We start from the raw sequence: 21,519 nt of genomic DNA, 5'->3' as shown, positions 1-21,519 counted from the left end.
CAAACTGCGCCGCCAAATTGGGGGAAGTACCGATCCCCCGTCCTGGACTACGCGTTTGCGCCAGCCTGGCGCGCCAAGGGCCATGCCTGGCCATTCACCATGGCCTTGGGCTGCTTGCCGCCCAACGCGTCGAGCAGGTTATGCACTGCCAGATCAATCATGGCGCGCCGCGTCTCCACCGTCGCGCTGCCGATGTGCGCCTGGAGAACCACGTTGGGCATGCCGATCAGCGGGCTCGATACCGGCAAGGGTTCCTGAGTCATGACGTCGAGTCCCGCGCCGGCGATCGTGCCATTCTTCAGCGCATCGATCAGCGCCGCCTCGTCGACCACCGCGCCTCGCGCAGTGTTCAGGAGGATGGCGGTTTTCTTCATCAGGCCGAATTCACGCGCGCCCACGCTGTGCCGGGTTTCCGCCGTCAGGGGAATATGCACGCTGACCACATCCGCCTGCGCGAACAGGGCGTCGCGTTCGACATAGCGGGCCAGTCCTTCCGACTCGGCCTGGGCGTCGGGTTTGCGGTTGTGATAGATCACGTCCATGTCGAAGGCGCGCGCGGTGCGCGCCACCACGCGGCCGATACGCCCCATGCCAAGCAAGCCCAGCGTCTTGCCCCGGATATCGGTGGCAAGCGGGAAAGGCCCTTTCGTCCACGCCCCGGACCGCACGAAGGCATCGCCGGCCACCAGATTGCGCGCGACGCACAGCATCAGACCGATGGTCAGGTCGGCGACCGCGCCGTCCAGTACCCCGGGGGTATTGCACACCAGCACCTTGCGTGCATTTGCGGCGTCCATATCCACGTTATCGAAGCCCACCGCGAAGTTGGATACGACCTTCAGCGCCGGCAACGCATCCAACAGCGCGCCATCCACGCGGGTCTTCACCGTGCACACCATGCCGTCGATGGCGGCCCACTGCGATTGCGGCAGGGCTTCCAGGGGGCTTTGACCCGCCGGCACATCGACCGTATCGAAGGCCGCATCCAGCAATTGGCGCAAGTCCTGGGGAACGGGCGCGGTCACGATGATGCAGGGTTTCTTGGTCATTCCAGATCACTCCAGTGGGAACGAGCGCCGGGCCTCAGCCCTGCACGCTCTCGATATCGGTGGCGAAGACGTTCACTTCCTCGCCAGTGATGGCGGCAGGGCCGGCCGGGTGTTCGAGATAGCGCACGGTGATCCAGAATCCGTCCTGCGGATTCTCCACGACCTCTGCGATCGCGCCATCGGCCATGCGCACCTTGTCTCCGGCGGCCAGCTCGACGAGATTCACGGTTTTCCAATCAGTCATGGGCAGACTCCCGAGAGCCAAAGAACCGGTGGATTCACATCGACAATTGCTCGCTCGGCACGCGCACGCGTATGCCGTCAAGCTCCGCCTTCATGATCAACTGGCAGGACAGCCGGCTGGCATGCGAGCGTTCCGGGACGACCTCAAGCAAGGCGGCCTCCGTCGGGCTGGCCGGTTCGAGCCTGGCGAGCCACTCCTCGTGCACCAGCACATGGCAGGTGCCGCATATCGCGCCGCCTCCGCATTCGGCCACGATGCCTTCCACGCCGTCGCGGCGCGCCGCCTCCATCAAAGACCAGTCCTCCGGCACCTCCGCGGTGTGCTCGGTGCCGTCGGGTAATTCGAATATCGCTACGGGCATGGTGATTCCACGTTCAACGGAAGAAAACGACGCCGGCGTCACGCCGGCTCCTGCCATACGGCGTTCAAGCGCTGCACGGCACGCACGAATTCGGCCGGGCTGTCCACGGCTTCGACGGCCACGAGACGGCCTTCCTGGCGGCGCTCCACGATCCAGCCGCGCGGCGTGTCGATCATCTCGTCATGGCAGGGCCGGCCCGGGTGCACCATGCCCGCCATCTGAAGGCGGCAGCCATGCTGCTCGGACCAGAACGTCGGCACGCGCTCGGGCGTCGGCGCCTTGCCGGCGATGGCGCACGCAGCGATACGCGCCTGCGCCATCGCGTTCTGTACGCTTTCGATGCGCATCGAAAGCCCAAGCTCCCGCCGATAGCCGATGCTGCAATCGCCGACGGCATAGATATCGGGGGCGGACGTGCGGCAGGCGGCGTCGACCACGACGCCGCCCTGGCATGCGATGCCGGCCCGCTCTGCCAGACTTGTATTGGCGACGGCGCCGATGGCCACCAGCACGGCCGGCGCGCGGTACACGCGGCCGTCGGCCAGGGTGGCATGCCACTGCCCCTCCGTCCGCCGCCAGGACTGCACGGCGGCGCCATGCACGAGCTCGATGCCGGCGCCGCGATGCATCGCGGCGAAACGCTCCGCGGTCAGCGGCGACACCTTGCCCGGCATGATGCCGTCGGCGGCCTCCAGCACGGTCACCGCCACGCCCAGCTTCGCCGCGGACGATGCCGCTTCCAGCCCGAGGTATCCGCCGCCGACCACCAGCAGCCGGCCGCCGGGCGCCAGCGCGGCGCGCAGCAGCAGACTGTCATCCGCGTTGCGCACGGCGTAGACGCCCTCGCCTTGCAGGCCCGGAAGTCCGCGCGCAATCGCACCCGTGGCGAGTACCGCATGGGCGAAGCGCAGCGTGCGGCCGGACCGGGTGCCCAGCGTATGCGTACGGGGGTCCAGCGTCTCGACCGGATCTCCCTGGATCCTGATCAGGCCGAGTTTCTCGAACACCGCCTCGCTGCGAAGCACGATGCGCGTCACGTCCGTGGCGCCCAGCAGCAATGCCTTGGACAACGGCGGCCGCTCATACGGAGCGTGCGCTTCATCGCTGATCAGGGCGATCGGTCCCTGCACGCCTAAGCTGCGCAGGGCGCAGGCGCACTCAACGCCGGCATGTCCCGCCCCGATAATCGCCGTATGGACTTCGGCGTTCGTCATCATGCCCCCCCTGCCAGCCAGCTTTGATGAATGTCCCCAGCGCCTTAGAAGAATGTCGTCAATGCCTTGGACAGCAGCACGTTCTGATCGAGCAGAATCTCGCGGCTCAAAATCTTCCACGACGCCCCGTCCCTTCTCAGGACATCGTTACGCTTGCCGACGAACAGCGAAACCTCACCCTGCAGCCGGTTCTGGTAAACCAGGAAGCGCGAACGCACCGCCACCTGCTGCACGCCGGCGGCATCCCCATCCACCCGGGTGATCCGCACGTTGGTCACAAGGTGCGAGATGCGCGATGCGGGTTCTTCGGCCCAGTGGATACCGGTGTTGATCTGCGCCACGCGCTGACGCAGCGTCTCGATGCCTTCGTCAAACCAGGCGGCTTCGCCGGGACCTGTGTATTCCGCCGCCATCGCATCGCGCCGCACATTGCGCGCCAGCGGCATGCGATACACGATGGACTCGTCGAGCAGCGTCAGCCAGGTATCGAAGTCGCGGGAATCGAGTACATCCGCTTCGTAATGCAGGAACTGCTGGACCTCCCACCACAGCCGGGGATCGGCGTCCGGATGGGACGGTGTTGCGTCCTGCGGGGCTGCCTGTATGGGGGCGGTCGTCTGCATCGATGTCTCCTCGGTGGCATAGGCGGCGCCGGGCCGGCTAATGCCAGTCCAGCGCCTGGCTCGAGCGCAAACGAGCCTCTGTGTGTTCGACGTGGGTGCGGGCGCGATCCCGCGCGGCTTCCGGGTCGCCAGCCTCGATGGCCTCGAACAGCGCTTCGTGCTCGCGCTGCGCCTGGCTGGCCCGGCCGGCCAGCTTGGCCGAGCGCGAACGCGACACCAGCAGGTTCTGCCGCAGCAGGCCGGCCAAAAAATCGAAGAAGCTCAGGTAGTGCTCATTCTTGGTCGCTTGCGCCACCGCCCGGTGAAATCCCAGGTCGGCATCCACGCCCGCCGCCACATTGCGGTCGGCGATCGCCTGCGCCATCGCGTCCAACGCGGCGCGCATCGCGGCCAGATCGGTCTCGGTACGCCGCTGTGCGGCCAGCGTTGCCGCCTCGATCTCGAAACCGCGGCGCAATTCCACGATGCGCAGGACCTGCTCGGCATCGCCTTCGTCGGCCACCATCATGCGCAGAACCGCCGGCCGGGTAGTCATCATGACCGTCAGGCCTACCCCCTGCTTGCTCTGCACCAGCCCTTCCGCCTTCAGCCGGGACACCGCTTCACGCAGCACGGTGCGCGAGACATTGAGCCGGTCGGCGATGATCTGCTCCGGCGGCAGCACTTCTCCCACCGAATACTGGCCGCCGGTGATCTCCGCGGCCAACAAGTCGGTGATGCGGTCGGTCAGGTTGGCGTCTGGCCGCAGCGTGGGAACGGGTTCTTTCTTCAGGAATGCCATGAGTCTGCTTCAAACTGGTCAATTGCGCGGGCGCGCGGCGTGTCGAAAGGCGCAGTACGGGGCGCTGCCGTAGGATAATAATACAAACTCGAATTCACCCCGCCCCCTTTCACCGCCATGCCTGCCGTTCTCCCCCTGGCGCTCCACGGTTTGGTCGCGATGTGCGCCCCGGCGTAAAACCCATGCCGCACCAATGACCAGGTCAATATGGAGACAGCGTATCGCCGTTTATCGTATTTTCATACTAGTGGTTTCCCGGGCCGCGGCCCGATCGCTCGCGCCAACGTGGCGAAAGACGAGGCGATGCGTTCGGCCGCCACGCAGCCATACCCCAGGATAAGACCTGACGGCGCGGATCGGGGCGATGCGTAGTAGCCGCTGAGCGGACGCACCAGTATGCCGGCTGCCTCCGCCCGGCGCGTTACCTCCACATCGTCAACGCCGTCCGGCAACGCAAGGACCAGATGAAGGCCCGCTTCTCCCCCATGCACGCTCAGCCCGTTCCCGTAGGTTTGACCGATCGCCTCCAATATGGCGTCCCGGCGCTGCTGGTACAGCGCGCGCATCCGGCGTATGTGGGATGCGAGATAACCGCCGTCGATGAAGCGCGCCAGCGTTGCCTGGGTCATCATCTGGCCCTCCCGATAAAGCTCCGCGCTGCCCTTTGCAAACAGCGCCGCCATCGAGTCCGGGACAACCATATAACCCACGCGCATGCCGGGGAACAGCACCTTGCTGAAGCTGCTGACGTAGATAACGCGGCCATCCTCGTCCAGCCCCTGCAGGGCGGCCAGCGGACCGATGCCATAACGGAATTCGCTGTCGTAGTCGTCCTCGACGATCCAGCATCCGTGTGTGCGCGCGTATGCCAGCAGCATGCGGCGCCGCTGCAGACTCATCACGCAACCAAGGGGGTACTGGTGCGACGGCGTGCAGATGATCAGGCGGGGGGGACGCTTCAAGTGTCTGGCCGACGGGTTGATGCCTTCGGCGTCCACGGGGATGGGCACCGGTTTCAGGCCGGAGGACAGCAGGAGATTGCGCAGCCCCCAATAGCACGGATCCTCAACCCAGACCTCGTCGCCAACGTCGCACAGCAGACGGATCGCGAGGTCGACCGACTGGTGGATGCCGGTGGTGATGACGACCTGCTCCGGCGCACAGGCGGTCGCCCGGGACACCCGCAGGTAGGTCGCGATGCTCTCGCGCAGCGGGGGATAGCCGCCGCCAGGCGCGTAGGTCATCAGCTCATGGCGGGCATGCCGCCAGACCTGGTTCTGCAGGCGGCTCCACAGCCGGGCCGGGAACGCCGTCACGTCCGGCACGCCAGGCATGAACGCCCCCCACTGGACCCGGGATACGCCTGCCATTTCGATGGTGCGCCGCCCGCGCCGGGAGAGCCCCATACCGCCCGCCGGCTGGCGCGGCGTCCTTTCACGCGACGGCCCCGAAGCGGGCGGCCGGGTCTCGGCGACATAGGTTCCGCTGCCGGTTCTGGATACGACATAGCCCTCGGCTTGCAATTGCTCGTAGGCCTGGATCGCGGTATTGCGGGCGATGCCCAGGTCGGCGGCCAGCACCCGCGAAGCGGGCAGGCGCAGACCCGGCGTCAGCTGCCCCCGCAGGATCGCGGTCTGCAACAGGCGCACCAGTCTGCGATATGTCGGCTCCGTTGCCGGGCTCTCCAGCGCTGCCCTGAGCCAGTCGGCTACGACGGTGTCCAAGCTCTCTCCCCTGCCCCATCACGCTGGCGCACCCCGGCGCCCCACGGCGAATTGGTTCCATCGTTTTCGCGCGACTGGGTCTATGTCCAAGAACCAATGCGCATGATACTGCGCCGGACTTCCTCCCCCGCGCGCCGCGCGGGCGCCGGGCGAAGCGCGACCATCCTGGGAGAACCGAAATGAACAACGAATCGCTGCAACGCCGCGGCGCAGCGGCCACGCCCCGCGGCATCGCCATAAGCTGCCCTTTCTATGCCGACAGGGCATCGAACGCCGAGCTCTGGGACGTCGAAGGCCGCCGCTACATCGACTTCGCGGCCGGCATCGCCGTGCTGAACACCGGGCATCGGCATCCTCGCGTCACCCAGGCCATCGCGGCGCAACTGGAGCGGTTCACGCATACGGCTTACCAGGTCGTCCCCTACGAATCCTACGTGGCCCTGGCGGAGCGGATCAACGCCGCCACGCCGGGCGCGCACGCCAAAAAGACAGCATTCTTCACCACCGGCGCCGAGGCGGTGGAAAACGCGGTCAAGATTGCCCGCGCGGCCACTGGCCGTCCGGCGGTCATCGCCTTCGGCGGCGCCTTTCATGGCCGCACCTTGCTGACGATGGCGCTGACCGGCAAGGTGGCGCCTTATAAGGTCGGCTTCGGCCCCTTCCCGGGCGATGTCTACCACGTTCCCTATCCCAGCGCCTTGCAGGGAGTGACCCACGCAGACTCCCTGAAGGCCATCCTGAATCTGTTCAAGACCGACGTGGATCCCCATCGCGTTGCGGCCATCATCATCGAGCCGGTGCAGGGCGAAGGCGGATTCAACCCCGCGCCCGTGGCCCTGATGCAGGGACTGCGCGCGCTGTGCGATCAATACGGCATATTGCTCGTCGCCGACGAGGTGCAGACCGGTTTCGCGCGGACGGGCAAGCTGTTCGCCATGGAACATTTCGGCGTCGCGCCGGACATCATGACCTTCGCGAAAAGCCTGGCGGGCGGCATGCCGCTTTCCGGCGTCTGCGGTCGCGCCGAGATCATGGATGCGCCCGCTCCGGGAGGCCTGGGCAGCACCTATGCCGGCAATCCCCTGGCGCTGGCTGCCGCCCACGCGGTGCTTGACGTCATCGCCGAAGAAGGCCTGGCCGAACGCGCGCACGCGCTGGGAGAGCGGCTGCGGTCGCGACTGGATGCCATGCGCGCGCACGTGCCGCAAATCGCGGAGGTGCGCGGCCTGGGCGCCATGGTGGCCGTCGAGTTTGCCGACGCGTCGGGGGCGCCCGACGCGGCGTTCGCCGGCGCCGTGCAACAGCGCGCCTTGCAAAAAGGCCTGCTGCTGCTGACCTGCGGCATGTACGGCAACGTGATCCGCTTCCTGTTCCCGCTGACCGTCCAGGACGACGTATTCGAAGAAGCATTGGCGATCCTGCAGGCGAGCCTGCAGGGCTGATCCGGCGCCGATGGCCAGGGATGCCGCCCGCGCCCGCGAGGCTGCGCGGGCGGCGCGGGCAGGACGGCGAATACCCTCTACGGGCGGAAGGCGAATACCCTCTATCATGGGCGGTCGCGACGGCGTACGGCGCGTCGCATCAGCCGGAGAGCGCGTATGGAATACCTGTTGTCACTGGCCCAGCAACCCGCCGCCTGGATCGCCCTGGCGACGCTCGTTGCCATGGAAGTCGTCCTGGGGATCGACAACCTGATCTTCATCTCCATCCTGACCAACAAGCTGCCCGAATCGCAGCAGGCGCGGGGCCGGCGCATCGGTATCGGTCTGGCGCTCGTGCTGCGCCTGGCGCTGCTCGGGACGGTGGCCTTTATCGTGCAATTGACTCAGCCGCTGTTCGAGGTGTTCGGACGCGGCATTTCCTGGCGCGACCTTATCCTGATCGCGGGAGGTCTGTTCCTGGTCTGGAAGGCGACCAAGGAGATCCATCACCATGTCGACCCGGATCCCGGCGGCGATATGTTCGAGGGCAAGACGGCCACGATCGGCTTCGCCGCCGCCATCGGCCAGATCCTGCTGCTCGACCTGGTGTTCTCGATCGACAGCATCATTACCGCGGTGGGAATGACCGAACATATTCCCATCATGTTCATCGCCGTCATCGTGGCCGTGCTTGTGATGCTGCTCGCGGCCGCCCCCCTGGCCCGCTTCATCCAGCGCAATCCCACGGTGGTCATGCTGGCCCTCGGCTTCCTGCTCATGATCGGCATGACGCTGATCGCGGAAGGGTTCGGCGCGCACGTTCCCAAGGGATACGTCTACGCCGCCATGGCGTTCTCCGCCCTGATCGAAGGCTTGAATCTGATGGCGCGGCGCGCCAGGGAGCGGCGCGCCGCGAACTCCGGCGAACGGTAGGGCGAAGGCAAGAATCTAGCGGCACCCCGCCCCGCTGCGCGTTATCGCAGGCGGGGCTTCTGCCACATTCCCCGCCAGCCGGCGGATTTTTTCCGCCAGCTCGGGCGTCGGCCGTTCATAGCTGTAGCAATACGGCGGCGCCGGGACCGCGTCGGGCCGATAGTCCTGCAACACAGGCTTCGCGTCACCCAGGTACAGGTTGTCCCTCAAACGCAAAGCCGCCTTGAAATCGTGCCTGTAGCCATACCTGGCGTGGGATTTCTCATAGTTGCGGCGGTCGGATTCCCCATTGGGCAACGCGCTGCGATCCGGCGCTTCCGGGATGTAGCGGCAGTAATTCACATTGATGCCTTCCACCGTCGGAAAGAACTCGGGCTCGGCGCAGTTCCGGCGCGATACGTTGCTGAAGATATTTCCCTCGATCAGCGCCCGGGCCTCCAAACTGAAACTCATGCCGTAGAAATCCCAGTTCTCCAGGAGATTGTTGAATAGATGGAATGTGCCGAACTGTCCGCGCGGATTGCGCTGCACCGTATTGAAGAAATAGTTATGGTGCAGCGTCACCCGGGCGATCGCGTCGCGTTCGTAATTCTTGAAGAGATTGGACGAGGTAATGTTGTTCAGCAACATCACCTTGTTGGAATCGTGAAATTTCGTCCATGACACCGTCACATCGGTCGACCCGTTCTTCACATTGAGCAGCCGGTCCGAGAATCGCGAAAGATCCAGGTGGTCCACCCAGACGTCGCGGCTGCCATTGGCCACATTGACGGCCTGCGTGAGCCGGCTCAGCCGCCCGTCTATCGTCAGATGCGTCAGAATGACGTTCCGGCTGCCGTAGACGCCCAGCCCATCGTCGATCAGCGTGACGCGCCTGCCCCGCCCATCGATCGTTACGTTCGACGGCACGCGCAGCTGTGAGTCCAGAACGATCGTCATGTCCGACGCGAACCGTATCCACGTCGGACCCTTGGCATGCTTGAGCGCCTCGCGCAACGTTCCAGGCCCCGAATCGCGGTCGGACGTAACCTCCACAAACCGGCCGCCGAGCCCGCCGGTGGCATCGCGGCCGTAGCCCTCCCGTTGCGCCAGCAGCGACGAGACGATCGGACAGCGGGTATCCGGGATGTCGCAGGATTGATCCGCGGCGGCCGCGCCGCCATACAACACCAACGCCGCAAGCAGCCAACGCATCATGGTCGTCACCTCTCAGGCAGCCGCCCGCGCGGTCAGGAAACCGATATACCAGGGCAGCGCTTCTTCCATCCCGCGCCGCAGGTCGAACAGCGGCGCATAACCGAGCCCGGCCATCGCTTTGGAGACGTCCGCCTGGGAATGACGCACGTCGCCCTCTCGGAACGGCCGGTATTCGGGCGGCAGCGCATAGTCGAAACCGTGCTGCGCAAGGCCGTCTCTGATGATGCCGAACAGATCGTTCAAGGTCGTGCGGCCGCCAACCGCCACGTTGTACACCTCGCTCGTCCCGGCCGCCTGGCGCAACGCCGCGCGCAGGTTGGCCTGCACGACATTGCCCACGAAGCAGAAATCCCGGCTGGTCTCGCCATCGCCATTGATATGGACGGCCGTGCCGCCGATCATGGCCGCGATCCATTTCGGAATCACCGCCGCATAGGCCCCGTTCGGGTCCTGGCGGGGACCGAAAACATTGAAATAGCGCAGGCCCGTCGCGGCGAATCCATACGTGCGCGCGTACACATCCGCATAGATTTCATTGGCGAGCTTGGTGGCCGCATAGGGCGACAACGGTTTGCCGATCCGGTCTTCGCGCTTGGGAAGGTTGGGCTCGTCCCCATAGGTGGAGCTGGACGCGGCATAAACGAAACCGCGGACCGACGCGCGCCGCGCCGCATCCAGCATATTCAGGAATCCCGACACATTGACCTCGTGCGACGTCACGGGATCCTTCACCGAGCGCGGCACCGAGCCCAGGGCGGCCTGATGAAGCACATAATCGGCATCGGCCACCGCCCGTTCGCAGGCCGCCATGTCGCGGATGTCGGCCTCATGCAGCGCGAACCGCGCCCAGTGGTCCTCCCCGACGTTCCTGCGGACTTCGTCCAGGTTGTGCCTGTGCCCGGTGGAAAAATTGTCCAGGCCGACCACATCCTGGCCAAGGCGCAGCAGCGCCTCCACCAGATTCGAGCCGATGAACCCCGCCGCGCCGGTCACCAGCCAACGGCGGCGCCGCGCCAGCATTTCCTCGCGCAGGTCGCGCTGCGATTCGTCGCGCAGCCACGGATAGATCGTCATATCGTCCTTGATGTCAGTTGAGTGCATGAATCCGCATTCCTATTGCTGCGCCGACCGGTCCGGCGCCTTCACGTGCCGCCAGATGCCCCCGCTCAGGCGCAGGTTTTCCGGGGGGCCGGCCAGGTGTTCCCTGAGCCGTTCGAAATAAGCCTGCTTCCACCGCTGGGCGTATGCGTCGGGATCCTCGCCCTGCGCTGGATCGGGAAGCCTTTCCAGCGTGTACGTAATGCGGCCGTTCTCCCATCGCGGCGCATAGAACACCGACGGCACGCCCAGCCTGTGCGCCATATGCGACGCAAAACTCGAGTACGTCACTTCCTGGCCTTCGAATGTCGTTCTGGGCGCCGCCGGATTCGCCGCGCCATCGACCGCCAGGCACAACACGAAGCCCGATGTAAGCGCGCGCATGCAGGCCTTGGCGACCTGGGCTTCGGTCTGGTCTGCCGTGGAGATGAGCGCCGTGGCATAGCTGGTGCGCGCAATGCTCGGCGCGGTCGCCAGCCAGCGCGATGGAATGCCGACCAGTTCCAGGGCCATGAGGCCGGCGTACATGGGACCGACGTGCGCCGTGGCCAGCACGACGCCCCGTCCGGACGCGAGCAGCGGCGCGAAGAAACGTTCCCCGCTGTCCAGGTCGCCCAGCAGGTGCATGGCCTCTTCCGCCTGGTCCTCCCGGCATTCGAGCCAATCGAAGAGAAGATGGTCCACCAGATGGCCCCAGCGCGCCGCGCGCTCCCATTGGGCGCGGTCGGCATCGGCATTGCCGCGCAGCGACCAGGCCCAATCCAGCCGGGCGCGGGGAATGGGCGCCGTATCCAGCCGGTCGTCCAGCCGTGCCAGGGCCTCCTGAAAGGTGTCCGGCAGTTGCTTGCTGCGCCTGGACACATACTGGTCGTACAGCGCCTCGGCTTCTTCCTTGCGGCCCGCCTGGGACAGTGCCCCAATGGCGGACCGCTGCCACAGCAGGTTGTCCGGCGATTTCCGCAGCAGCGCCATCATTTGGTCCGCGGCGTCGCCGTACTGCAATGAATAGCGCAATGCACGCGCGTACAGCGCCCGCGTCTGGTCCAGTTCCGGCGCAAGGTCGATCGCCTGCTTCAGCGGCGCGATCGCTTCCCTGTAGCGCCCCGCGCGCAGCAACGTTTCGCCGTGAAGCGACAGCAGCCGCACGTCCGATGGCGCCGTGCGCAGTCCCGCCTCGAAATGCGCCAGCGCATGCTGCCTGCGGTCATCTTCGGTACCGCGCCGAAGATGCGCCATCCCCAGCGAGGTGCGCAGGGCCGGACTGTCGTGGCCGGCGCGCAGCGCGGCATCGCCCAGGGCGATCGCGGCCGCTATCCTGTCATCGTCGAGCAATGCGCGCACCGCCATTGCGGCCACCCGCACGTTCGGCAGCCGGTCGGGGTCCAGCATGGCAGCGACGCGCGCCGCCTCGGCGGTATCGCCGTTGCGGGCGAATGCCAGCATCCAGAAGTGGGCTTCGCCCGGTTCCCTCGCCGCCAGTCCGGCGGTGGCGCGCGCGACCGCGGCTGCATCCCCGGCCTTCCCGGCCTGCAGACGCAGCTGGATCCGCGCCGCATGCAACGTTACGTCGCCGGGTTCGATCTCCGCCGCGGCATCCGCCTGCTCGATCGCCCGCTCCCATTGTTCCGTTCTGCCCAGCAGGCTCGCCAGCAGCCGGCGATCCTCCAGCTGCGAGGGATACGCGGCCACCAGCACATTCAGCGCGGCGATGGCCGCATCCAGCGCGCCTTCGCGCACGCATGGCGATACCAGCAATCGCCGGACGTCGCGCCGGCCATCCGCGGCACGCACAAGCGCAACGTCGAGCGCATCCATCGCCAGCACGGGGTTATCCGCGGAGCGGATACCGGCGATGACATCGCGCAGCCGGGCGGTGGCGCCGGAATCCGCGGACCGGCTTGCCATGACCGTGTCACCCATGGCGCAGCCCCCTCAACAAAGAAACGGTGATGCGGACGATGAACATCAGCACGAATCCCAGCGCCAGCGCCTCCAGCAGCAGGATCGCCGTACGGGGGCTGCTGGGCCGGTCGGTCGGAACCGGCTGGGCGATGATGGACAAGTACCGCTGCAGGCGCAGGGCGTCCACCATGGCCTGCTGGTAGGACTGTTGGGCCAGCGTCAGGTTCGAATCCGCAAACGCCTGTGCGTTGCGCAACGCCTCGTAGGACTTGAGCAGCGTGGCCTCCGTGTTGCCCTGGCCGCTCAACCGCTGCCGCACCGCCGCAATCCGCTTCTGCAGGGCCGCAACCTGCATCTGCGCCGGCCTTAGCATGGGATGGTCTTTGTTGCCGAGCGCCCGGATCTTGTCCAGATTGATCTGGGCGCTGTTGAGTTCGCCTTCGAGCTGGCTCGACAGATTGAGCAGCATCGTTACGGTGGCCGTGGGATCGATATTGCCGTGTTTCGTCCGCCACGCCGTCAGCGCCTCCCGGGCCTCCAGCGCCTTGCGCTCCGCGCGTTTGACGGATTCCTGGCTCACCCGCAGCTTGTCCTCGACGCCCTTTTCGTTCATCCGGCTCACGAAGTCCTCGGCCAGGCCGATCAGCGCCTTTGACAGGGTGGCCGCGTCGTCCGGCGAAAACGCCTTGACCCGCAACACGTCGATCTGCTCAAGGGCGTTGAAGGAAACCTGGACCGCGGACCGATAGGCGCGATACAGGGCATCTTCGCTCGCATCTTCGGGAAGACGGTTCGCCAGGTCCAGTCCGCCATGCATCAGATATCGGCGCAAACCCACCTTCTGATCGAGCTGGCGCATGCAATCGCGGGACTCCAGAAAGTCCTTGACGGCCCAGCCGTCCACGAAGCCCCCCAGCATGCCCGTCATATTGCCGGTGGTAAGCAAGCTCGACGCCCCGCCCCCGGCCGCCTGCTGCTGGCCGGATCCCGACTGCACGAAGAACCGCGACTCGGCCTCGTAGCGGGGCGTCGCAATGAACATCGCATAGACGAGCGCGGCGACCACCGGCGCGATGACGATGCCCGCGTTGATCCAGCGATGACGGCGGCGCTCGCGCAGCGCCGCCTGCCGTTCGCGATGGCGGCGCTGGATCTCGGACGCGCCGTCAGAGCCCGAACTGGCTGTCCCCGAGTCCGCCTCCGAAGTCGTCTTCCCCGGCGCTGGCGGATTCGCTCCTGGACCGTCTTGGCGGATACTTGCGGATGCACCGGTCGAGGTCGTCTTCGATTCTGAGAGCGCTTCGCTCATACACTAAGCCCTTGAAACAGTAGTCCGCCATCTGGTTCTGGCGATAACTGGAAAAAATAAGCGTCCGGCCGACCAGCCGCTCTTCGAACAGCGCCAGCCACAGGCGCGTAAAGCGGCAGGGCTCGAACGGCATGGCCCCTTCGATCACGTAAACGTCGAAAGCAGGCGCCAATGCGAGCGCGAAGGAAAACTCCTGCCTTGCGTAAAGCGGCCAGTGCTCCATGGGACGCGACAGGCAGCCCGGGTCGCTGACCAGATCCGCGACCAGCTCGAAGGTGGCATCGGCGTCCAGCTCATACATTTCGGAGACGAACTGGATCATGTGCATGCCTGTCGCCTTGCCGCGGATGAAACCCTGCCGGCCTATCGCCCAGGAAACGCTGCCCTCGTGCCTGACGAAACCCTCCCTGGGCGGGCGCAGCCGGCACAGGACGTCGATGAGCTGCCGATGCAGCTCCGGGGTGGGCGATAGCAGCGCATAACGCCCGACAGGAATGTCCAGACTCACATTGGCAAGCAGCGGCTGCCGCGTTCCAAATGCATAAGGCTGGTCGGTGACGCCGTTGAGATGGATCATCGCTGGCCCTCACATCGGCTGGACGTTGCTGCGGGCCAGGCGCTCCGCCGCCAGGGCGATCACCGCCAGGAAGACCAGCGAAGTCAGGAAGTAGCTCAGGCTGGCGTCCTGCGAGTCATAGCCGTCGAAGTAGGCCGAGCGCAGGAGCTGCATGCCATGGGCGAACGGCGACCAGAGCAGCCAGGGGCGGAATTGCTCCGGCAGCTGCTCCGACACGAAGAACACCCCCGAGAAAATCTGCAGGGCACGCTCGATCACCGGCGCCAGGCGCAGGAAGAAGTGCCAGGCTGTCGCGATCGCGCCGAACAGCACGCCCATTGCGGTGCCTCCTATTCCCATCAGCACGACGTAGAACACAAAACCCGCCAGGTTGGCAGGCAGCGTGATCAGCCCCAACGCGCTGCCGATCCCGATCAATACGGCGAACGCGGCCAGATACACCGGCACGTAGATCAGCGCCTGCACCAGGGCGCCCATGAGCGGCGTGACGCCCTGGAAGTTCAACAGCCCGCGCGCCGATACATAGCTCGTGCTGCTTCGGAAGATCGTCTGCCGGAACATGATCCAGGTCGTCGCGCCCAACAGCGAGAACGTCGGCACGTCCATGCCGAAGATGTAGTGCGTTCCCATCAGGAAATACAGCGACGAGATGATGGTGAGCAACACAACGGGGCCGACCAGCGCCCATAGCAGCGCCACACGGCTTTCGCCATGCATGACATGCAGCTGGTAGACGAACATCGGCAACAGGGTGCGCAGGCGCGGCCTGCCCTCATCGACGTCGCGCGGACGATACCCATCGTGCAGGAACCGCATGCGTTCGCGCAGAATCGCCAGATCGGCCGCTTCTTCAGGAGAAAGCTCGATCTTCAGCGCAATGTCGTTGCGCGAGGCATGGCGGCGGGCATGCTGGGCCTCGTCCAGCCTGCGCCGCCGCTGCCGCCGCGCATGGGCCGCCGCCAGGCGCTCGTCCTCCGCCGCCAGCCTGGCCGGCAGGTATCCCGGCTGGAATACGTCCGTCCCTTCCCGGATGTCCTGTTCCAGCAGGCGCACCATGGTGCGCAGCCGCCGCCTGGCGAAATCCGCGACCGTATCGGCGACGCCGCGGCGTTCGATTTCCCCTTCGAGCTCCGCCTGTATGGCGTCGTACACCGTCCGCCGCGCCGCCACGGAGTCGTGCCGCTCGCCCTGGACGCGCGCGGCCATGCGCCTGAGCACGGCGGCCGGCGACGTCTCCGGGTCGAACAGCGACGTCACATCCAGCCGCCAGACGGCGACGCCGGAACCTACCGCGTAGTTTCTGTCCTTCCGGCGTGCCCGCCAGCCCTTTATGCGATCCTCGTTGCTCGTCGACACGCTATTGATTCACCACCGAACTGGAACCCGAGTCGCTGTCGATCGCCCGCGTCGCGCTGAAGCCCGCGCTCATGGTCACGCGGAATGCCGACAAGACTTTCTGCACCTGGGTGAACGGCGCATCCGAGATATAGATGGCCTGCCCCTCGCGCACCGTGAACTGGCCCGCCAGTGCCACTTGTTCCGGCCGTGTGAGGTCGAACTGGTAAACCACCGGCAAGGTGTCCGGCGCGCCTTGCGTACCGGGCTTGGCCGGCGTGAACAGGAATACCGAACGCGGATCCGCGGTCTTGTCGTCCAAACCCTTGGCATCGCCCAGGGCGTCCAGCACCGTGTAGTTGCGCTTGCTGATGGCGACCCGGCCCTGCGCACCGGCCGCGCCCAGCACGGTCAGGTACTCGCGGGCATCGTGCGCGGTGATGACGTCCCCCGCCTGCAGCAGGATATCGTTGTCCTGGTTGCGGTAGATATCCGACAACCGCACGGAGGCAACGTCCTTGCCGCGGCGCAGTGTTATCACCAATTGCTCCGGATTGGTCTGCACCGGCGCCGCCAGCGCCAGCGCGCTGCTCAGGCGCTGCGTCGTCTGCGTAATGGGATACATGCCCGGCTTGGTCAGGTTGCCCTGGACGGTGACCATCTGCCCGCGTGCGTCGGCCGCACGGGTCACACTGACGTCGGAACTGATTACGAGCTTGCTCAGGCGCGCCACAACGGCATCATGCAGCTGCGCCAGCGTCAATCCGGCAGCCCGGATTTTTCCCAGCATGGGAAGGTGGATATTCCCGGCGCGGTCTATTTCGTGATTCCCCAGGTCGCTCACGCCGGCTTCGTTGGCCGCGAAAACGCCCAGGCCATCGCGCTCCCAGACCGTGACGTTGATGCCGTCTCCCGGGACCAGCACGTCGAAGCCGGCATGGTCCGCGTCTCGGAAGCGTTTGGGGAAATCCGAGACTTCCGGCACATTGCTCAGCCTAGCCAGTTCCGGCGTGACGGCCTTGACGATCACGTCCTTGTCGTCATGCGCCGATGTCATTTCGCTCAGCATCGGCCCCGAACGCGGCAGCTGACAACCGGTAAGCGAAAGGGCGGCGAGCAATACCATGACCGGCGCCGCCCTGCCGCGTCGCGCCGGCGCCGGTACGTTGTTCTGCATAGCAATCATTGTTCTTGGAATCACCCGAAGACGGCCGTGCAATCAGGCCTCCTTCAAACGCATTTGCCCGATGCCGATGGACGCATCGTTCCTGCCCATCACCGTGACGCACAGACTCAGGAACTTGTTCAGCATCGCATTGAGCGAAAACAGCTCGCGCGCCCGCTGGCGGCTGTGCTGTTTCAACACATCGTTGCCGCGCATGCGGTCCACGATCGACTCGATCTTTTCGCACGCCTCGTTCAGGTCGGGGTGGTTGACGTCGCTCAGCAAGTGGCCGGTGACGTTCTCGACGAAGCATTCGCCCGCGCCCCCGGCGGGCGTGGACACAACCGGCACGCCAAGCAGCTGCGCCTCGATAAGGACGTTCGGCAAGCCCTCGTACCGCGAAAGCAGCACTTTGACGTCCATTCTCGTATACCAGTAGCCGACGTGGTTCGACAGGCCGACGAACATGAGCCGCTCGGTAACGCCGAGCTCCTGCGCCAATTCCAGCATCTGATCGAGCAGGCGGCCGTCGCCCACGATGAAAAAGCGCGCCCGCGGCCGCCGCTTAAGGTACTGGGCGGCCAACTTGATCCACAGCTGGGGACGTTTGTCGGGCTCCAGCCGGAACACGCCGCCGATCGTCTCGGTTGCGTCGGCGGTCGACGCCTCGAAAGCCTTCCACTTGGCCTCGTCCTCCGGGGAAGCGCCGGTGGCCAGCTCAGGCACGCCGTTATAGAGAATATGAAAGCGGTCCAGCGGGATGCCGAGCCACTGCGCATACTCCTGTGCCGCCGTGCGGCTGTTGCTGACGAAATGGATCCCCGGAACCTGGGCCAGCGCCTGATACAGCACCGGATATTCTTCGCGATAGCGGTCCTTGCGGATATTCGGCGGCAGACCCCGGAACACCAGGTGGATGGTCGGCACGCCGGCAAGCAGCGCCGCCAGCGCGCCGAACAGGCAGGTGCCGTCCTGCCACAGGCTCACGACGTCGAACCGGTTGGCCCTGAGCAGCGGCGTCAGGCGGGTTACGCCGTAATGCACCGGCGGCGGCAACTGCTCCAGCAGGCGATTCAGGATGGGGTCATCCACCGGCTGATGCGAGGCCGAGATCGCCGGCAGCCCATTGATTTCGGTGACCGGAATCCGCGCATCGGCCAGGACCGGCAGGAAGAAATCCAGGCCCTGCTTCTTTCCCGATCCGGCGGGCTCGGTGTGCTGCTTCACCAGCACTTCCACTTTTTCGGGCTTCACACGTATGGGGCCGGGCTGACGCTCGCCTGTCGCCGCCATGCGTTGCAACTCGCGAGCAAGGCGCGTGAGCTGCCGCTCCGCGCCGCCGGGGCCCAGGCTGCCGGTCACCAACGCGATGGACACGGCGTTTTCCTGCGGCTGCTCGGCGATCTTGCGATCCTTGAAATGCAGGATGGCGTGCTTCATCGATACGATGCGCACGTCCTTGCCAACCAGATCCTCTTCGCGCTCGAATCCGCGGTAGAACACGTAATCGCTGGCCAGGGCGCTTGCAAGTTCCGCCGCCTTGCTGCCCGGCACGAGCTGATCGGCGACCGGCTCGATTGTTTTGTAGGCGTCCGCCAGCAAGCCGCGCTTGCGCAGCCGCTTGGCGAATTCGACGCGCACATTGCGGTCGTCATGGGTCGCGATCAGGCGGCGGAACAAGGCGTCGGACTGCTCGTGCGCACGTATGTCGCTGAGCAGTTTGGCGCGGGCGAACAGCCGCTCCGGGGTCGGGTCCGATTCCGGAAGGTAGCGGTCGATCAAGGCCAGGGCATCATCGATGTGCCTGTCCTTGACCAAACGCGTGGCGCAATAGCGAACGATCTGCAGGTCGTCCGGGCATTCGCGCAGGAGCTCGGACCACTGCTCCGACATGCCCTCGTTGAAGCCCGCCGATTCCTTCAGCCGAAGAAGGTAGAAGCGGACCTTCGGATCTGCCGGATGGTCGCGCGCCAGCGCCTCTGCCCGGCTCAGATTGGCCTGCGCAAGCTGGACCCTGCCCGACGCGGCGACGATTTCCGCCAGCTGGGCGCGAACCCATTCCAGATCGGGCGTATGGTCCTCGCGCTCGGCATCCGGCCGGGCGCTCATGCGGCCTTCCTGCGGTTGGCTTTTTCGATCCAAACCAGGCAGCGTTCGATATAGTGGTCGAACTGCTCCGGGTTGTCCGAACGTTCCTTGAGCCGCTGCCAGTAAGGCAAGGCCTGTTCGAAGCGGTGCAGACGCATCGCCCCGACGGCGGCGGCCCGCAAGCCGATGGGGTCGTCGGGCACGAGCTTCAGGATTCTTTCGCCCAGCGCCAGGCGCTCGGTGGCGCTCGAAGGATCCAGCGCGCGCGACTCGGCATACAGCGTCGCCAGGATGCGGCGTTTCTCGTGCGCGATCTCCGACATTTCGGGCCAGGACTGCGCCACACGCTCCAACAGGTCCCAGGCCGCCTGATGATTGCCCGCCGCCAGCATTTCCCGGGCGGCGCGAATCGAGCGCGGCCCAAGGCGGCGCAGCTGGCGCTCCGCCTCGTCCTTCGCGTTCTGATCCGCCGACGGGTGGACAAGGACGGCGTTGTAGGCATCGATCGCTTCACCGAACCAGCCGCCATTGAAGGCCACCCTGGCGAAAAACAGCAGCGTGCTGAACGGCGCGGACTCGCCGGACGCCGCCCGCTTGAGATGCCGCATGGCGGTCTCTTTGTCGCCCAGCGCGTCGGCCGCCCTGCCGCGCATGGCGTCCAGCTCGGGGAAATCCACCTTTGCATCGAGCGCGATATCCGTCAGCTCGATCACTTCCTGGTGATTTCCCGCGAGCAGCGCGGCCCGCACCCGGGTGCGCATTGCGCGCTCGAACGCCCGCTGCGCACGAACGCCGGCCATGGCATCGGGATCCAGCATACGATGCGCGCAGATTCTCTCCGCGGCATCGCGAAGGCGCCCTTCCTCCAATGCACGCGCGCCTTCTTCCGCCCATGCCTGCGACTGTGCACGCAGCCACGCACGGATATCCTCCTGCTCGCTCTGGGGCAATCCGCAGGCAACTGCCAACGCGCTGGCGGCCACCATGCAGCCGCGCCATGCCGCTTCCTTCACCAGCTCGAGCGCATCGAGATCGGACAGCGCGGGGGACTCCGATGCGAGGGCGCGCAAACCGGCCCGGTCTCCGGCCATCAGGCGGTCGCGCCACAACACGGCGAAGCCTCGGCCATACGACGGCATCTTCGCGCGGACCTCGTCCACCCAGCGGGTGACGGCGTCCATGTCCCCGCTCGCCTGCAGCATCGACAGCACCGTGTCGGCCGCCTCCAGCGCCTCGTCCTCGTCCGCGGAGGAAATGCGGAACAGCTGCCGCCAGTTCCCGATCGCCTCGTCCACATTGCCAAGCTGGGCGGCGCAAACCGCAGCGACACGGACGATTTCGGGTGTTTCTATTTCGTCGCCCAACAAGCCGGCTGCGAGCGAGTACGCGATATCGTGGTGTCCGAGCCCGAAGTGGCTGCGCATGAGAATCTGCTCGGCCTTGCTGCCCGACGCCACCGTCCCATCGCCGTTTTCCAACAGGGCGATTGCGCCTTCGTAATCGCCCAGTTCCGCCTGGATGCGGGCCAGCAGCGTGACATGGTCGGGCAGTCCGGGATATCGGCGCAGCACGTCCCGCACGCGGCGCGAGGCCTCGCGCAAGTCCCCGGAATCCCAGGTTTTCTCGATGCGCTCGGCGCTCTCGTCGGCCGAAAGGCGCGCGGCGGCGGGCGCCGGCGCGGACGCACCCATCCTGGGCCTGACGTAGCTCTTGTACCAGTCGGCCGACAGGCGCTCGGCGAAGAGCTCGGTGTAATGCGTCAGGTCGAGTCCGCCGTTTTCCATCGCGTCGGCCTGGCCCAGCCGGTTCATCAGCGGCGTCGGGTCGTAGCACGGCACGCCGATGCGTTCAGCTGCCGCGCCGACCGCGGCGATCAGCTGCTGCCGCTGCTCGATGGGCACATTGTCGGGCGTCAACGCGTTGACGTGGGTGACGAAAACCACCTTGTCCTTGCCAAGCAGATCGACAAGCTGACGCATATCCGCTTCGACTTCCGTGTCGTCGAGGTCGCGCTTGACGATGCGGGCCAGCAGATCCCGCTCGTCCGACGGAAGACTCTTGAAGACCGGGTCTTTATCCAGCAGCGCGCGGCGCTCCTCGAGCCGGTCGGCGGCGGCCAGGGACCAGAACGTCCGCGTGCGAGTCCGGTCGGCGAAGAATTCGCTGAAGTAACGCACCAGATAGTTGGACTGGATCGGGTATCCGTCGATCGTGAGGAGCTTGCGCGACGACAGCTCGATCATGTACAGGTCGGCCGGCGTATGGGTTCCGCGGCGGGCCTGCTCGCCGTTCGACGGGCGGAAGATCAGCCTTTGCACGTCGGCGGGAATCTCGCACTGGCCGTACATGAACCTGGCCTGCTGGAGCGCCTCGGCGCTCGTATGCACGAAGCCGTAGTTGCGGCCGAGTTGCAGCTTGATCGGGTAGCGCCCCACGGCGTCGCGCAGCGGGGTATGGATGCGGCAGGTTCCAATAGGGGCAATGGTGAAAGCAGCCAT

At 65.9% G+C, this 21,519-nt stretch carries 18 protein-coding genes; 2 read left to right on the top strand and 16 right to left on the bottom strand.

The window, feature by feature from the left end; all coding sequences use genetic code 11:
• Positions 1-47: 47 nt before the first annotated feature.
• The 7 genes from CAL13_RS05320 to pdxR all read right to left on the bottom strand — a co-directional run bounded on the left by CAL13_RS05320 (position 48) and on the right by pdxR (position 5,996).
• Positions 48-1,049 (bottom strand): 2-hydroxyacid dehydrogenase, encoded by a 1,002-nt coding sequence (locus tag CAL13_RS05320; RefSeq protein ID WP_086071745.1) that lies wholly within the window; start codon positions 1,047-1,049, stop codon positions 48-50.
• A gap of 34 nt (positions 1,050-1,083) precedes the next feature.
• A complete protein-coding gene (locus CAL13_RS05315; RefSeq protein WP_086056446.1) occupies positions 1,084-1,293 on the bottom strand; it encodes a hypothetical protein in 210 nt (69 codons plus the stop codon).
• 34 nt (positions 1,294-1,327) lie between these two features.
• Positions 1,328-1,654 (bottom strand): 2Fe-2S iron-sulfur cluster-binding protein, encoded by a 327-nt coding sequence (locus CAL13_RS05310; RefSeq protein ID WP_086059261.1) that lies wholly within the window; start codon positions 1,652-1,654, stop codon positions 1,328-1,330.
• Positions 1,655-1,692: 38 nt separating this feature from the next.
• Positions 1,693-2,871, bottom strand: a complete 1,179-nt coding sequence (locus CAL13_RS05305; protein WP_232467766.1) for an NAD(P)/FAD-dependent oxidoreductase — start codon at positions 2,869-2,871, stop codon at positions 1,693-1,695.
• 41 nt (positions 2,872-2,912) lie between these two features.
• Entirely contained in the window at positions 2,913-3,491 is a 579-nt protein-coding gene (locus tag CAL13_RS05300; RefSeq protein WP_086071744.1) for a 3-phenylpropionate/cinnamic acid dioxygenase subunit beta, read from the bottom strand.
• A gap of 37 nt (positions 3,492-3,528) precedes the next feature.
• A complete protein-coding gene (locus CAL13_RS05295; protein WP_086056444.1) occupies positions 3,529-4,272 on the bottom strand; it encodes a FadR/GntR family transcriptional regulator in 744 nt (247 codons plus the stop codon).
• 239 nt (positions 4,273-4,511) lie between these two features.
• Positions 4,512-5,996: a MocR-like pyridoxine biosynthesis transcription factor PdxR gene (gene pdxR, locus CAL13_RS05290; protein WP_086071743.1), complete on the bottom strand. Its 1,485-nt coding sequence runs from the start codon at positions 5,994-5,996 to the stop codon at positions 4,512-4,514.
• A 179-nt stretch (positions 5,997-6,175) separates the two neighbouring features.
• Here pdxR and gabT point away from each other — a divergent pair, with 179 nt between their 5' ends.
• Both gabT and CAL13_RS05280 read left to right on the top strand, forming a co-directional pair.
• Complete coding sequence (gene gabT / locus CAL13_RS05285; protein ID WP_086071742.1) at positions 6,176-7,438, top strand: 4-aminobutyrate--2-oxoglutarate transaminase; 1,263 nt, start codon at positions 6,176-6,178, stop codon at positions 7,436-7,438.
• 156 nt (positions 7,439-7,594) lie between these two features.
• Positions 7,595-8,350 (top strand): TerC family protein, encoded by a 756-nt coding sequence (locus CAL13_RS05280; protein WP_086071741.1) that lies wholly within the window; start codon positions 7,595-7,597, stop codon positions 8,348-8,350.
• A gap of 15 nt (positions 8,351-8,365) precedes the next feature.
• Here the strand turns inward: CAL13_RS05280 and CAL13_RS05275 are convergent, their stop codons facing one another.
• The 9 genes from CAL13_RS05275 to CAL13_RS05235 form a co-directional block, all read right to left on the bottom strand.
• A complete protein-coding gene (locus tag CAL13_RS05275; protein ID WP_086071740.1) occupies positions 8,366-9,547 on the bottom strand; it encodes a pectate lyase family protein in 1,182 nt (393 codons plus the stop codon).
• Between the two features lie 12 nt (positions 9,548-9,559).
• A complete protein-coding gene (locus CAL13_RS05270) occupies positions 9,560-10,621 on the bottom strand; it encodes an SDR family oxidoreductase (RefSeq protein ID WP_157664916.1) in 1,062 nt (353 codons plus the stop codon).
• Positions 10,622-10,660: 39 nt separating this feature from the next.
• Positions 10,661-12,565, bottom strand: coding sequence for a tetratricopeptide repeat protein (locus CAL13_RS05265; protein WP_086071739.1), 1,905 nt, complete (start codon positions 12,563-12,565; stop codon positions 10,661-10,663).
• The gene (locus CAL13_RS05260; protein ID WP_086059258.1) at positions 12,558-13,589 is read right to left on the bottom strand and encodes a sugar ABC transporter; all 1,032 of its coding nucleotides are present in this window, start codon (positions 13,587-13,589) and stop codon (positions 12,558-12,560) included. The genes CAL13_RS05265 and CAL13_RS05260 overlap by 8 nt, the downstream gene beginning before the upstream one ends.
• Before the next feature lie 124 nt (positions 13,590-13,713).
• Positions 13,714-14,433 carry an ATPase gene (locus CAL13_RS05255; protein WP_086071738.1) on the bottom strand — a complete coding sequence of 240 codons (720 nt, stop codon included), beginning with the start codon at positions 14,431-14,433 and terminating at the stop codon, positions 13,714-13,716.
• Between the two features lie 9 nt (positions 14,434-14,442).
• A complete protein-coding gene (locus tag CAL13_RS05250) occupies positions 14,443-15,789 on the bottom strand; it encodes an ABC transporter permease (RefSeq protein WP_086056438.1) in 1,347 nt (448 codons plus the stop codon).
• A gap of 1 nt (position 15,790) precedes the next feature.
• Positions 15,791-16,945, bottom strand: a complete 1,155-nt coding sequence (locus tag CAL13_RS05245) for a polysaccharide biosynthesis/export family protein (protein ID WP_086056437.1) — start codon at positions 16,943-16,945, stop codon at positions 15,791-15,793.
• Positions 16,946-16,987: 42 nt separating this feature from the next.
• On the bottom strand, positions 16,988-19,042 hold the full coding sequence (locus CAL13_RS05240) for a glycosyltransferase (protein ID WP_086056436.1): 2,055 nt from the start codon (positions 19,040-19,042) through the stop codon (positions 16,988-16,990).
• Positions 19,039-21,519 carry a tetratricopeptide repeat protein gene (locus CAL13_RS05235; protein WP_086071737.1) on the bottom strand — a complete coding sequence of 827 codons (2,481 nt, stop codon included), beginning with the start codon at positions 21,517-21,519 and terminating at the stop codon, positions 19,039-19,041. The genes CAL13_RS05240 and CAL13_RS05235 overlap by 4 nt, the downstream gene beginning before the upstream one ends.

The organism is Bordetella genomosp. 9, from assembly GCF_002119725.1.
Classification (GTDB): Bacteria; Pseudomonadota; Gammaproteobacteria; order Burkholderiales; family Burkholderiaceae_B; genus Bordetella_C.
This window is presented reverse-complemented; position numbering and strand designations above follow the sequence as displayed.

Excerpts from the sequence above, each read along its gene's own strand:
- CAL13_RS05320 (WP_086071745.1), bottom strand. The coding sequence starts at position 1,049 with ATGACCAAGAAACCCTGCATCATCGTGACCGCGCCCGTTCCCCAGGAC.
- CAL13_RS05315 (WP_086056446.1), bottom strand. The coding sequence starts at position 1,293 with ATGACTGATTGGAAAACCGTGAATCTCGTCGAGCTGGCCGCCGGAGAC.
- CAL13_RS05310 (WP_086059261.1), bottom strand. The coding sequence starts at position 1,654 with ATGCCCGTAGCGATATTCGAATTACCCGACGGCACCGAGCACACCGCG.
- CAL13_RS05305 (WP_232467766.1), bottom strand. The coding sequence starts at position 2,871 with ATGATGACGAACGCCGAAGTCCATACGGCGATTATCGGGGCGGGACAT.
- CAL13_RS05300 (WP_086071744.1), bottom strand. The coding sequence starts at position 3,491 with ATGCAGACGACCGCCCCCATACAGGCAGCCCCGCAGGACGCAACACCG.
- CAL13_RS05295 (WP_086056444.1), bottom strand. The coding sequence starts at position 4,272 with ATGGCATTCCTGAAGAAAGAACCCGTTCCCACGCTGCGGCCAGACGCC.
- gabT (WP_086071742.1), top strand. The coding sequence starts at position 6,176 with ATGAACAACGAATCGCTGCAACGCCGCGGCGCAGCGGCCACGCCCCGC.
- CAL13_RS05280 (WP_086071741.1), top strand. The coding sequence starts at position 7,595 with ATGGAATACCTGTTGTCACTGGCCCAGCAACCCGCCGCCTGGATCGCC.
- CAL13_RS05275 (WP_086071740.1), bottom strand. The coding sequence starts at position 9,547 with ATGATGCGTTGGCTGCTTGCGGCGTTGGTGTTGTATGGCGGCGCGGCC.
- CAL13_RS05270 (WP_157664916.1), bottom strand. The coding sequence starts at position 10,621 with ATGACGATCTATCCGTGGCTGCGCGACGAATCGCAGCGCGACCTGCGC.
- CAL13_RS05265 (WP_086071739.1), bottom strand. The coding sequence starts at position 12,565 with ATGGGTGACACGGTCATGGCAAGCCGGTCCGCGGATTCCGGCGCCACC.
- CAL13_RS05260 (WP_086059258.1), bottom strand. The coding sequence starts at position 13,589 with ATGTTCATTGCGACGCCCCGCTACGAGGCCGAGTCGCGGTTCTTCGTG.
- CAL13_RS05255 (WP_086071738.1), bottom strand. The coding sequence starts at position 14,433 with ATGATCCATCTCAACGGCGTCACCGACCAGCCTTATGCATTTGGAACG.
- CAL13_RS05245 (WP_086056437.1), bottom strand. The coding sequence starts at position 16,945 with ATGCAGAACAACGTACCGGCGCCGGCGCGACGCGGCAGGGCGGCGCCG.
- CAL13_RS05240 (WP_086056436.1), bottom strand. The coding sequence starts at position 19,042 with ATGAGCGCCCGGCCGGATGCCGAGCGCGAGGACCATACGCCCGATCTG.
- CAL13_RS05235 (WP_086071737.1), bottom strand. The coding sequence starts at position 21,519 with ATGGCTGCTTTCACCATTGCCCCTATTGGAACCTGCCGCATCCATACC.